Genomic DNA, 12,430 nt, shown 5'->3' with positions numbered 1-12,430 from the left:
GATGTCTGCTGCCACTGCTTGCGCCGCCCCCGGCACCAACGCCGCCAACGCCGCCATCCACTACTGCGTTGCCCCCGCCGACCTGCACGCGCACCTGTTCACCGTCACGCTCACCGTAGCCGCGCCGCAGGTGGCGCAGGAGTTTGCGCTGCCGGTGTGGATTCCGGGCAGTTACCTGGTGCGTGAGTTCTCCAAGAACCTGCAGCGGCTGCAGGCGCAGCAGGGCGACGCGCCCGTGCCGCTCACGCAGCTCGACAAACACCGCTGGCGCGCCGCGTGCCGCAGCGGCGCGCCGCTCACGCTGCGCTACGAGGTCTGCGCCTACGACCCGTCGGTGCGCGCGGCCTGGCTCGATGCGGCGCGCGGCTTTTTCAACGGCACCAGCCTGTGCCTGCGCGTCGTGGGGCAGGAGGCGGCCGTGCACACACTCGAAGTGCAGCGCGCGGCGGCCCCGCCCGACTGGCGCCTGGCCACGGCGCTCGCCCCCGTGCAGGTCGATGCCGCGGGCTTTGGCGTGTACCGCGCAGGCGACTACGACGAGCTCGTGGACAGCCCCGTGGAAATGGGCGATTTTTGGAGCGGTGAATTCACCGCCTGCGGCGTGCCGCACCGCTTCGTGGTGAGCGGTGCCGCGCCCTCGTTCGACGGCGAACGCCTGCTTGCCGACACGCAAAAAATCTGCGCGGCGGCAATCCGCCTGTGGCACGGCGAGGCCGCGCCGCCGCATACGCACTACCTCTTTTTGCTGCACGCCATGCACGATGGCTACGGCGGGCTCGAGCACCGTCACAGCACCGCGCTGGTGTGCAAGCGGCGCGACCTGCCGCGCCGCAGCGACGCTCTGGCCGCGCCAGCCGACCAGACCGCCAAGCCTAGCGAGGACTACACGCGCCTGCTGGGACTCATCAGCCACGAATACTTCCACACCTGGAACGTCAAGCGCCTGCGCCCCGCGGAGTTTGCGCGCTACGACTACGACCGCGAAAACTACACCGAGCTGCTGTGGTTCTTCGAGGGCTTTACGAGCTACTACGACGACCTGCTGCTGCGCCGCGCGGGCCTGATCGACGACGCGGCCTACCTCAAGCAGCTCACGCAGACCATCCACCAGGTGAAGCAGGCGCCGGGGCGCAGCGTGCAGAGCGTGGCGCAGGCGAGCTTCGACGCCTGGGTCAAGTACTACCGCCCCGACGAGAACACGCCCAACGCCACCGTGAGCTACTACACCAAGGGCGCGCTCGTGGCGCTGTGCCTGGACCTCACGCTGCGCCGCGAGGGCCGCAGCACGCTCGACGCCGTGCTGCGCGCGCTGTGGCAGCGCTGCGCGGGCGGCCCCCTGCGCGAGGACGATCTGCGCGCCGTGCTCGCCGAGCTCGGCGGGCGCTCGTTCGCGCCCGAGCTCGACGCCTGGGTGCACGGCACCGACGAGCTGCCGCTGGCCGAACTGCTCGCCGCGCACGGCGTGCGCATGCAGGCCGAAACGCCGCAAATCGCCCAGCGCCTGGGCCTGCGCGTCAATGAAAACCATAGCGTGCAGATCAAGACCGTGCTGCGCCACGGCGCGGCCGAGCAGGCGGGCATGGCGGCGGGCGACGAATGGCTGGGTGTGGAGCTGCAGGGCCAGGGCTGGCGCCTGGCGCGGCTGGACGAGCTGCCGCTGCTGGCCGGCGCCACGCGCGAGCTCACGGCCCTGGTCGCACGCGACGGGCGCCTGCTGCGCCTGCCGCTCGTGCTGCCGGAACCTGGTGGCGCGGGCGCGCCCGCCGACACCTTCCGCCTCAGCGTGGCCGACGGTGCGGCGCTGGGGCGCTGGCTCGATGCGCCGCCGCTATAGTTGGGTTTGAATCTCTACCCTTCGTCTCTTTCTTCCCTCTTTCCCGGAACACAAGGAGCCCCCATGCACTACGAAACCATCCTCGTGCGCACCGAGGCCGACAAGGTCGGCATCATCGCGCTGAACCGCCCCAAACAGCTCAACGCGCTCAGCGACCAGCTCATGGACGAGCTGGGCCACGCGCTCAAGGCCTTCGACGCGGACGAAAACATCGGCTGCATCATCCTCACGGGCAGCGAAAAAGCCTTTGCCGCGGGCGCCGACATCCCCAGCATGGCCCAATACAGCTTCGTCGATGCCTACAAGGGCGACTTCATCACGCGCAACTGGGAAACCATCCGCAGCGTGCGCAAGCCCGTGATCGGCGCGGTAAGCGGCTTTGCGCTCGGCGGCGGCTGCGAGCTCGCGATGATGTGCGACTTCATCATCGCGGCCGACAACGCCAAGTTCGGCCAGCCCGAGATCAAGCTCGGCGTGATCCCGGGCGCGGGCGGCACGCAGCGCCTGCCGCGCGCCGTGGGCAAGTCCAAGACCATGGACATGGTGCTCACGGGCCGCATGATGGACGCCACCGAGGCCGAGCGCGCGGGCCTGGTGAGCCGCGTCGTGCCGCTGGACAAGCTGATGGAAGAGGCGCTGGGCGCGGCGCTCATCGTCGCCGACCTCTCGCAGGTCGCCGCCATGGCTGCCAAGGAATCGGTGAACCGCGCGTTCGAAAGCTCGCTCAGCGACGGCCTGATGTTCGAGCGCCGCCTGTTCCACGGCCTTTTCGCCACCGAAGACCAGAAGGAAGGCATGGACGCCTTCCTGAACAAGCGCAAGCCCGAGTTCAAGAACCGCTGAGCCCTCGGGTTTACGAGTAAAAATGGGCGTTTATCCGCATCCATCAAGCGTAAGAAGCTATTTTTAACATAGCATTGCTGGTGGGCGCCGCAGGCGCGCGGCACAGGAGACAAGCATGGACCTCGGACTCCAGGGCAAGGTGGCGCTGGTCACGGGCAGCGAGCGCGGCACCGGCAGCGTGATCGCGCAGCGCCTTGCCGAAGAAGGCGCGACCGTGATCGCGCACGGTTTTGCGCAAGGCAGCGCCGAGCCGCTGCGCGCGCAAGGCGCACAGGGCGTGCAGCACACCGTCTGGGGTGACCTGTGCAGCGACGCAGGGGCTGCGCAGGTGGCGCAGCAGGCGCTGGCCGCCGCGGGGCGCGTGGACATCCTGGTGAACAACTACGGCACGGCCTCGGACGCGCGCTGGGACGAGGCGGAAACCGCCGTCTGGCTCGACATGTACCAGAAGAACCTGCTGGGCGCGGTGCGCCTGATCCGCCTGCTCACGCCGCAGATGCGTGAGCGTGGCTGGGGGCGCATGATCCAGCTCGGCACCATAGGCTCGACCCAGCCCAATCCGCTGCGGCCCGCCTACTACGCCGCCAAGAGCGCGCTCGCGAGCATCGCCGTGACGCTGTCGCAGGAGCTCGCCCATACCGGCATCACCGTGAACACGGTGTCGCCGGGCTACATCCGCACGCCCGAAGTCGAGGCCGCCTTCCGCGCCAAGGCGCACCGCGCGGGCTGGGAGGATGATTGGGCGAGCATAGAGGCACGCATCGTCGCCCAGCGCTTTCCCAACCCCGTGGGCCGGATCGCCACACGCGAAGAGGTGGCCGACCTGGTGTGCTTCGTCGCGAGCACGCGCGCCGCCTTCATCAACGGCCAGAACCTGCGCATAGACGGCGGCGCGCTCGGGCTGGTGCAATAGCCACCCGCACGGGCGCCGCCAGCCGCAGAGGCTGAGAGCCTTGCGGCCGCGGCCGAAAAATTCTCAGCCTCTCAGCCCGCGCGGCGAAAGCCCGCGAGGCGCCGGTCCATGACCTCTTCAGCCTCGCGGATGATGCGGCTGACGAGCTCCGCGCAGGTCGGAATGTCATGGATCAGGCCCTGCACCATGCCGGCCCAGAATACGCCCCTGGAAAGGTCGCCGGTCTCGAGCAGCTCCTTGCCCGCCTTGCCCGCGACGAGCTCGCGCACGTCCTCGAACTTTGCGCCGGGTGCGCTCAGGCGCCGCGCCACCTCTTCGGAGACGGCGCTGCGGCCCACACGCGCCGTGTTCTTCAGGCTGCGAAAAATGAGCAGGCTGCCGCGCTCGTCGTTTTCGAGGTAGGCCTGCTTGACGCGCGGGTGGATGTTGGCCTCCTGCGTGGCGCAAAAGCGCGTGCCCATGTTGACGCCCTCGGCGCCCAGCGCGAGCGCCGCGACCAGCCCGCGGCCGTCGGCAAAGCCGCCCGAGGCGAGCAGCGGAATCTTCACCTTGTCGGCCGCGCAGGGGATCAAAATCAGACCGGGGACGTCGTCCTCGCCCGGGTGGCCAGCGCATTCGAAGCCGTCGATCGAGATGATGTCGCAGCCCGCTTTTTCGGCCGACAACGCATGGCGCACCGCGGTGCACTTGTGCAGGATGCGCACGCCGTGCGGCTTGAGCATCTCCCAGATCTCGCGCACCGCCTGCGTGCCCGCGGTCTCGACGATGCGCACGCCGCCGTCGAGGATGGCCTGCACGTAGGCCTTGTAGTCGGGCGGGTTGATCGTCGGGAACACCGTCAGGTTCACACCGAAGGGCTTGTCCGTCATGCTGCGGCAGCGCGCAATCTCCTCACGCAGCGCCTGCGGCGTGGGCTGCGTCAGCGCCGTCAGAATGCCGAGCCCGCCGGCATTGGACACGGCCGACGCGAGCTCGGCCACGCCGACGTTTTGCATACCGCCTTGCACGATGGGGTGTTCGATGCCGAGCATGTCGGTGATGCGCGTTTGGAAAGGCATGGGGGGAGTCTCCTGAAGTCGTTGGAAAAATCGGTCGCCGAGAGCGATGCGGCATTGCGCGTCGGCCCAACTTGCATGCTATCCGATCGTTGCCGGCGCGGCGTGCGCGCAGGCGGCTGTCACGGCAGCGGCGCTGTCTGACCGGGCAGAGGACAAGGCCTGTTTATGATGCCAAGCCCAGCCCGACCTGCAGCATGCGCGGCAAGCCACCGGGCCACCCTACCCGCCGTACCTCACTGCCCTTTCATGCACCTGCAACTACCGCCGGGCGCTTTTCGTCTGGCCTACCAATGGCTGAGTTCGCGCCAGCCACGCCACCCCCTGTCCTACCCTGGCACGCCGCGTGTGCAGGTGTTTACGGGCACGCAGGCACAGCCCGTGGCGCCTGCGGCCGCACCAGACATCCCGGCCCCCATCCCGGCACGCATCTGGAGCTACTGGCACAGCGCCACGCTAGACCCCGTGGTGCAGCAGTGCATAGAAAATTGGAAACGCTACTGCCCGGGCCTGGACGTGCAGGTGATCCACGCCCACACGCTGGGCGACGTGGTTGCCGCGGGGGACTTGCCGCCCGCGTTTGCGGCGCTGCCTGCTGCCAAGCAGGCAGACTGGCTGCGGCTTTATGTGGTGCGCAGATTCGGCGGCTATTGGCTGGACGCGAGCACTTTGCTCACGCAGTCGCTCGCCTGGCTCGATGACCTGCGCCAGGCCCAGAGCGCCGAATTCGTCGGGTTTTACATCGACGGCTACACCACGGACCTGCGCTACCCCATCATCGAGAGTTGGGCCTTCGGCGCGCCGCCGGGGGCGCCTTTCGTGAGCGCATGGCAGCAGGAATTCCACCGCGCACTGATCGAAGAGGGCGAGCAGCGCTATTTGCAAGCCTTGCAGACGCAGGCCGGAGGCAATCAGTTGCTGCAGGGCATCAACGACCCGGCTTATTTGCTGATCCACGTCGCAGCGCAGCAGGTGCTGCGCCGCCCCAACGGCTTCCGGCTGGCTTTGCTGCGTGCCGAGGACACGGCATTTTTCTACCAGCAGGCCGTGTGGTGGAAGTGGTATTTGCTCTATCCGCGGCTGTGCCTGGTGCCTGCAGAGCCGCACCCTGCGCCCTTGATCAAGCTGCGTGGCGGCGAGCGGCGGCACTTTGCCAAACTGCTGCAGGGCCACGGCGGCGCCGCACCGGGCAGCATCTGGCAGCAGGCCACCACGGGCGCCTGAGCGGGGCGCGCAGGGTCAAGGCGTCGGCGCCGCCTGCCCCTTGCCCACGCGCATGAACAGGTCCAGGTACTGCTGGCGCATGCGCTGGCGGTCGAAGGTGGCGCGCGCGTGCGCCTGGCCGGCAGCGGCGATGCGCGCCGTGCCTGCGTGGTCGCGCAGCGCCGCATGCAGCGTCTGCGCCAGCGCCTGCGCGTCGGCATGCGGCACGAGAAAGCCCGTTTCGCCGTGCGTGAGCACTTCGCGCACGCCCTCCACGTCCGAGCCGATGCCGCAGCAGCCCGATGCCATGCCTTCGATCAAACCCAGCCCCAAGCCCTCGTAATGCGTGGAGAGCACGCACAGCTTGACCCGCGCCAGCAGCGCAGGCAAGTCGGCCACATGGCCCAAAAAGCGCACCTGCGCATCCACCCCCAGTTCGCGCGCGAGGGCCTGCGCCTTGCCGCGCCAGCTCGCCTTGCCCTCGCCGGCCAGGTACACCGTGGGACGCAAACCCTGCTGTGCCAGCAGCGCGGTGGCGCGGATCAAGGTGGCGTGGTCTTTTTGCTGCGCAAAGCGCGCGGGCATGACGATGGCGTCCTCGCGCTGCGCCCACGGCAGACCGGGCGGAAAGCGGTTCAGGTCGATGCCGTTGAGGATCGCGACGCAGCGCTCTGCGGGGTGGCCCAGGCGCACCAGTTCATCGCGCACGGCCTGCGACACGCCCACGATGCACGCAGTGCGCTGCGCCAGCCACAGCGACTGGCGCAGCCGCCCCAGGCGGTAGCGCTCGCGCACGTTGTGCTCCACGTGGATGAGCTGGGGCACGCCGGCGAGCAAGCCCGCGTACCGGCCCCACAGGTGCTCGCTGAATCCATGCGCCACGAGCACGTCCGGTTTCCACCGGCGGCACAGGCGCGCCAAGGCCAGGATGGTGACGATATGCGCCCAGCGCGGCACCACTTCGACCTGCAGCCCCTTGGCGCGCAGCGCCGCCACGCGCTCGGTCGGGTCTATGGACGCACGCCGGCGCAGCACGAGCAGCGTCTCCTGGCCCGGGTACTCGCCGCACAGGTCTATGGCCACCTGCGTCGCCCCCGAAAAACCGCCCGAGACGAAGTGCAGCACACGCAGGGGGCGGGACGCTGCGGGGGAATCGGTGGGCAAGGAGTGTTTCATCGTGGAATGGGGGTCCGAAAGGCTCCGCACGCGCTGGCCGCCGGCCAGCAGACGGCCAGCCACAAGGTCATGGGCAGCAGGTACATCAGGTTGCCGTTGTTATGGGCAAACATGACCTGCGTCATGCCAAAGCCCAGGTAGCCAAGCACCGTGACCAGGCCACACAGCGCGGCGGCATGGCGCTCTTCGTCAACGGCCTGCCCATCGTACCCATGGCTCGCAGCAGCGGCATTTTCCAGAGGTTCGCGCCCGCCTCGGCGCAACCGGCGCCCACACAGAAAGCCGGGCACGGCGTAGAACATCACCAGACCGCAGACTCCCAGCAGGCCGCGCTTGGCGAACATGTCCAGCCATTCGTTGTGCGCATGGTTGAAGTGCACGGACATCGAGGGCATCTCCTGGCGCGCGACGGCCGCAAGCTGGCTTTGTTCATAGCCCCGCTGGCCTGCGCCCAGCCAGGGATGCGCCACGCCCAAGCGCCATGCGTGCATCCAGAAAGCGAGGCGGGAGCCGGTTGCGGTGTTGGATTTTTCGGGCGCGGGTCGCTGCAGCAACTCCTGCGCGGCCTCGTGCGCACGCTGCTGCACGGGGGGCAGTACCGCCAGCAGAAGGCAGGCGAGCAAGGCCGCCCCCAGTGCGCGCAGCCCCCGGTGGCCCTTGATGCCACCCGCTGGCGGGCGGATCAACCATACGAGCACCACCAACAGCACGGGTAGCGTCACCCACCCACCCCGGCTGCCCGAGAGCACGCTGGCCGCGATGCCCAGCACGGCAGCGAGGCCGCCGAACAGGCGTTCGTGCCGGCGACTTGCCTGCATGGCCCAGATGCCGCTCCACAGCGCGAGCAGCAGGGACAGATTGCCGAACTGTATGGCGTTGGTGTAGCCCTCGGCGCGCTCGAGGTGCTGCACCAGCACCTGCCAGCCGGCGAGCACGCCGGCACCCGCCGCGCCCACCCAGCAGCCCCAGCGCAAGGCCCATGCGGCCGGGCGCTGCGCCCATACCGCCGGCAGCGCCAACAGCACCAAAAGGTATTTGCTGCTGCGGTCCAGCCCCAGGGTATTGGTGATGAGCCGGCCGCCCTCAAAGAGGTACATGGACCACACCAGCCCCATGGCCAGAACCGCCAGTGCCCAGGCCCGCATGGGCTCATTCGGGGCGAGCCGGCCGCGCAGCACCGCAGGCCAGCGCCACAAACCCAGCACCACCAGCAGGAGCGCGCCTACGGAATAGCCCGAAGGCAGCCACAGCGCAGGCGCAAGCGCCAAAAATGCCGCCAGATCCAGGGCGCGTTGCTGCGCTGCCCCCGGCGAAGCAAATCGAGAAAAAGCCATCCAGTGTCAGGGCAGTAGAGTAAAGAGCAACTTAAACCCAGATTGTCCATGAAGCGGTGCTGCGCACCTACGCGGGTGCTGGCGGACGGCTGGCGGTCATTTTGACCGCCGCTTCGTCGTTCGAGGCACCACCACGAACTCCTCAGCAGCAACCAAACTGCCTCGCCAGCCGTCTCGCCATCATCCCGCGTCCTAATGAACAATCTAGTGTAGTGTTCGACGCTATCTGCGACATAAAACCGCGTCTTTTCGGCCCGGGCCGCGTTGCAAATCCTCGCGATACCACCCGGTATCGCTGCGGTTTGCGCCTTGCCCAGACCAAAAATCCATCGGTTTTATTTGTCGCATCAAGCATCGAACACTACACTAGCAGCCTGTCGGACTTTGGAATCGTCGGCTGCGAATGCGCCGCAGCGGCCCATTTTTCACCGTCTTCTTGCCCCATAGCAGCACTATGGGGCGGCGAATCCGGCAAAAACTGGCCTCGCTGGGGCCCATTCTCGCTATCGACGCCCAAAGTCCGACAGGCTGCCAGGTTAAAGGCAACGACGCGAAGCCGGGACGGGCTCAATGCCCGTGCGCGACTTTTTCGCCCGCCTTGAGGCGGTACACCGTTCCGCAATAAGGGCACCTGGCCTCCCCCGTGTGCGCCACATCGAGGTACACGCGCGGGTGGCCGCTCCACAGCTGCATGCCCGCCTTGGGGTGGGGGCAATACACCTCGCCTTGGGCGCTCAGGTCTTTGGCCAGTAATTCGACGACGGCTTGTGACATGCTCACACCTTGGTCAGCCAGTGGGCGTATTTGGGATTGCGGCCATTCACGATGTCGAAGAACGCGTTCTGGATCTTCTCGGTGATGGGGCCGCGCTGTCCGCTGCCGATTTCGATGCGGTCGAGCTCGCGGATCGGCGTGATCTCGGCCGCGGTGCCCGAAAAGAAGGCTTCGTCCGAGATATACACCTCGTCACGCGTGATGCGTTTTTGCACCACGTCGATCCCGAGGTCCTTGCAGATGTGCAGCACGGTGTTGCGCGTGACGCCATTGAGCGAGCCGGCCGAGAGGTCGGGCGTATAGACCACGCCGCCCTTCACGATGAACACGTTCTCGCCCGAGCCTTCGGAGACGAAGCCCGCCGCGTCGAGCAGCAGCGCCTCGTCGTAGCCGTCGTCCGTGGCCTCCATGTTCGCGAGGATGGAGTTGGTGTAATTGCTCACCGACTTGGCCTGCGTCATGGTGATGTTGACGTGGTGGCGCGTGTAGCTGCTGGTCTTGACGCGGATGCCCTTGGTGATGCCGTCTTCACCGAGGTAGGCGCCCCAGGCCCATGCCGCAACCATGACGTGGATGGTGTTGCCCTTGGGCGAAACGCCGAGCTTTTTGTCGCCTATCCAGACCAGCGGGCGCAGATAGCAGGCGTCAAGCTTGTTTTCGCGCACCACGGCGCGCTGCGCCTCGTTGACCTGCTCCTGGCTGAAGGGAATCTTCATGCGCAGGATTTTGGAACTGTTGAACAGGCGCTCGGTATGCTCTTGTAAGCGGAAAATCGCCGTGCCGTTGACGGTGTTGTAGGCCCGCACCCCCTCGAAGGCACCGCAACCGTAGTGCAGCGTGTGCGTCAGTACGTGGACTTTGGCGTCGCGCCAATCGACCATCTGGCCATCCATCCAGATCTTGCCGTCACGATCGGCCATCGAGGGAACTACGGGGCTCATGGAACTTCCTTTGCTGTGTCAGTAGAGAGAAACAAAGCAGGCGTGGCTGCTAGGCAAAATTTCATTTTAAGGCGCCGGCTTCATGCACTGCCGATTCGGGCGCGCGCCCTGCCGCCTGTCCTGCGGCACACTCGGGCTTTTGCTGCGCAGCCCGCGCCATTTCGCGACCGCATTCCATTCCTTCTTATGAGTTGGCACACCTGGTTGATCTATCTGCTTGCCGCCGGGGGCTTGTCGCTCACGCCCGGCCCCAACAGCTTGCTTGCGCTCACGCACGGCGCCCTGCACGGGCACCGGCGCGCGCTGTTCACGATCGCCGGCGGCGCGCTCGGCTTCATGCTGCTGATCGCCCTGTCGATGCTGGGCATAGGTGCGCTGCTGCAGGCTTCGGCGCACGCGCTCACAGTGCTCAAGTGGGCGGGCGGGGCGTATCTGGTGTGGCTCGGGATTCAGCTGTGGCGCGCGCCGCCGCTGCAGCTGCAGGCCGCGGACGAGGCGCTCTTTGTGCGCCCCCCACGCTGGTCGCAGCTGTTTCGCCAGGGGCTGTTCGCGGCCGTGTCCAACCCCAAGGCGCTGCTTTTTTACGGCGCCTTCCTACCCCAGTTCATCGACCCGGCGCGCAGCCTGTGGCTGCAGTTTGTGGTGATGGCCGGCACCTTCATGGTCACCGAGTGCTGCGTGGAGTTTCTGCTTGCGCGCCTCGCGCACCTGATCCGCCCGGCGCTCGAGCGTTTCGGCAAACGCTTCAATCGCGTCTGCGGCGGCCTGTTCGCGGCCATGGGGCTGGCCCTGCCGCTCACGCGCTGAGTGCGGAAATCCTAAATTTATAGCTGCCTGCGCTTTCTGGATGAGCGCAAAAAGCCAAAATGGCTTGAAATTTCAGAAGTTGTCAGAAAGGCATCTTGGGCATGCCGCCGCCCAGGCCTTTCATGCCGCCCATTCTCTTCATCATCTTCATCAGGCCGCCGCCCTTCATTTTTTTCATCATTTCCTGCATCTGCTCGAACTCCTTGAGCAGGCGGTTGACCTCCTGCACCTGCACGCCCGCGCCCTGGGCGATGCGCTTTTTGCGCGAGGCCTTGATGAGGTCGGGCTTGCGGCGCTCCAGCGGCGTCATGCTCTGGATGATGCCTTCCTTGCGGCGGATGTCTTTTTCGACCTTGCCCATATCGACCTTGCCCGCCTGCGCGCTGAGTTGCGTGGGCAGCTTGTCCATGAGGCTGGAGAGCCCGCCCATCTGCTTCATCTGCTGAATTTGCGCAAGGAAGTCGTTGAGGTCGAAGCCATTGCCGCTCTTGACTTTGGCAGCGAGTTTTTGCGCGGCGTCCAGATCGACGTTGGCCGTGACCTGCTCGACCAGCGCGACGATGTCGCCCATGCCCAGCACGCGGCCTGCGTGGCGCTCGGCGTCGAACACTTCGAGGCCGTCGATTTTTTCCGACACCCCGGCGAACTTGATCGGCGCGCCCGTGATCTGGCGCACCGACAGCGCCGCGCCGCCGCGCGCGTCACCGTCCAATTTGGTGAGCACGATGCCCGTGAGGGGCAGCGCCTCCTTGAAGGCGCGCGCGGTGTTGATGGCATCCTGGCCCTGCATGGCATCGACGACGAACAGGGTTTCGACCGGCTGCAGCGCCGCGTGCAGCTCCTTGATTTCCTGCATCAGCGCCTCGTCGATCGCAAGGCGCCCGGCGGTGTCGACCAGCAGCACGTCGAAATAGTGCTTTTTGGCGTAGTCGAGCGCGGCGCGCGCGATCTCGAGCGGCTTTTGCTCGGGCGAGCTCGGAAACCACTCGGCCCCGGCCTGGCGCGTCACGGTCTTGAGCTGTTCTATGGCCGCGGGCCGGTACACGTCGCCCGAGACGGTGAGCACCTTTTTCTTGCGCTTTTCGATCAGGTGCTTGGCGAGTTTGGCCGTGGTCGTGGTCTTGCCCGCGCCCTGCAAGCCGGCCATGAGGATCACGGCAGGCGGCTGCGTGGCCAGGTTCAGGTCCGACACGCCCTCGCCCATGGTGGCGGCGAGTTCGCGGTGCACGATGCCCACCAGCGCCTGGCCGGGCTTGAGGCTGCCCAGCACCTCCTGCCCCAGCGCCTTGTCCTTGACGCGCGCAATGAAGTCGCGCACCACGGGCAGCGCCACGTCGGCTTCGAGCAAGGCCATGCGCACTTCACGCAGCATGTCCTGCACGTTGGATTCGGTGATGCGGGCCTGGCCGCGCATTTCTTTGACGAGGCGCGAGAGTTTGTCGGTCAGAGCGGAGGCCATAGGAGCAAAGAGCTAGGGGGTGGGTGGGGGGGCGCAACGCGGCACGTCTGGTGCAGGGCCGGGCCGACAGCAAAGCAAAGGCGGCAGACAC

The 12,430-nt window shown here is 66.9% G+C and carries 12 protein-coding genes; 5 read left to right on the top strand and 7 right to left on the bottom strand.

Annotated features, from left to right (window positions below; translation table 11 throughout):
- The first annotated feature begins 1 nt into the window (after window position 1).
- The 3 genes from PYV55_RS07495 (at window position 2) to PYV55_RS07485 (ending at window position 3,590) form a co-directional block, all read left to right on the top strand.
- A complete protein-coding gene (locus PYV55_RS07495; protein ID WP_275850064.1) occupies window positions 2-1,834 on the top strand; it encodes a M61 family metallopeptidase in 1,833 nt (610 codons plus the stop codon).
- 63 nt (window positions 1,835-1,897) lie between these two features.
- Window positions 1,898-2,677 carry an enoyl-CoA hydratase gene (locus tag PYV55_RS07490; RefSeq protein WP_275850063.1) on the top strand — a complete coding sequence of 260 codons (780 nt, stop codon included), beginning with the start codon at window positions 1,898-1,900 and terminating at the stop codon, window positions 2,675-2,677.
- A 115-nt stretch (window positions 2,678-2,792) separates the two neighbouring features.
- Window positions 2,793-3,590, top strand: coding sequence for an SDR family NAD(P)-dependent oxidoreductase (locus PYV55_RS07485; protein ID WP_275850062.1), 798 nt, complete (start codon window positions 2,793-2,795; stop codon window positions 3,588-3,590).
- Window positions 3,591-3,661: 71 nt separating this feature from the next.
- On the opposite strand, the gene PYV55_RS07480 is transcribed toward PYV55_RS07485, so the two are convergent.
- Window positions 3,662-4,648 carry an NAD(P)H-dependent flavin oxidoreductase gene (locus tag PYV55_RS07480; RefSeq protein ID WP_275850061.1) on the bottom strand — a complete coding sequence of 329 codons (987 nt, stop codon included), beginning with the start codon at window positions 4,646-4,648 and terminating at the stop codon, window positions 3,662-3,664.
- A 246-nt stretch (window positions 4,649-4,894) separates the two neighbouring features.
- On the opposite strand from PYV55_RS07480, the gene PYV55_RS07475 reads away from it, so the two are divergent.
- A complete protein-coding gene (locus PYV55_RS07475; RefSeq protein WP_275850060.1) occupies window positions 4,895-5,869 on the top strand; it encodes a capsular polysaccharide synthesis protein in 975 nt (324 codons plus the stop codon).
- 15 nt (window positions 5,870-5,884) lie between these two features.
- Here the strand turns inward: PYV55_RS07475 and PYV55_RS07470 are convergent, their stop codons facing one another.
- The 5 genes from PYV55_RS07470 to PYV55_RS07450 all read right to left on the bottom strand — a co-directional run bounded on the left by PYV55_RS07470 (window position 5,885) and on the right by PYV55_RS07450 (window position 10,073).
- Window positions 5,885-7,024 (bottom strand): glycosyltransferase, encoded by a 1,140-nt coding sequence (locus PYV55_RS07470; protein WP_275850059.1) that lies wholly within the window; start codon window positions 7,022-7,024, stop codon window positions 5,885-5,887.
- A complete protein-coding gene (locus PYV55_RS07465) occupies window positions 7,021-8,358 on the bottom strand; it encodes an O-antigen ligase family protein (protein ID WP_275850058.1) in 1,338 nt (445 codons plus the stop codon). The genes PYV55_RS07470 and PYV55_RS07465 overlap by 4 nt, the downstream gene beginning before the upstream one ends.
- Before the next feature lie 361 nt (window positions 8,359-8,719).
- Window positions 8,720-8,929 (bottom strand): hypothetical protein, encoded by a 210-nt coding sequence (locus PYV55_RS07460; protein ID WP_275850057.1) that lies wholly within the window; start codon window positions 8,927-8,929, stop codon window positions 8,720-8,722.
- On the bottom strand, window positions 8,926-9,132 hold the full coding sequence (locus tag PYV55_RS07455; RefSeq protein ID WP_275850056.1) for a zinc-finger domain-containing protein: 207 nt from the start codon (window positions 9,130-9,132) through the stop codon (window positions 8,926-8,928). Before PYV55_RS07455 ends, PYV55_RS07460 begins: the two co-directional genes overlap by 4 nt.
- Window positions 9,133-9,134: 2 nt before the next feature.
- On the bottom strand, window positions 9,135-10,073 hold the full coding sequence (locus PYV55_RS07450; protein ID WP_275850055.1) for a branched-chain amino acid transaminase: 939 nt from the start codon (window positions 10,071-10,073) through the stop codon (window positions 9,135-9,137).
- A 186-nt stretch (window positions 10,074-10,259) separates the two neighbouring features.
- Here PYV55_RS07450 and PYV55_RS07445 point away from each other — a divergent pair, with 186 nt between their 5' ends.
- A complete protein-coding gene (locus PYV55_RS07445; protein ID WP_275850054.1) occupies window positions 10,260-10,880 on the top strand; it encodes a LysE family translocator in 621 nt (206 codons plus the stop codon).
- An 82-nt stretch (window positions 10,881-10,962) separates the two neighbouring features.
- Here the strand turns inward: PYV55_RS07445 and ffh are convergent, their stop codons facing one another.
- On the bottom strand, window positions 10,963-12,339 hold the full coding sequence (gene ffh / locus PYV55_RS07440; RefSeq protein ID WP_275850053.1) for a signal recognition particle protein: 1,377 nt from the start codon (window positions 12,337-12,339) through the stop codon (window positions 10,963-10,965).
- Between the last annotated feature and the right edge of the window lie 91 nt (window positions 12,340-12,430).

This window comes from Extensimonas soli (assembly GCF_029211265.1).
Lineage (GTDB): Bacteria > Pseudomonadota > Gammaproteobacteria > Burkholderiales > Burkholderiaceae_C > Extensimonas > Extensimonas soli.
The sequence above is the reverse complement of the archived record's forward strand: the minus strand, read 5'-3'. Positions and strand labels throughout refer to the sequence as shown.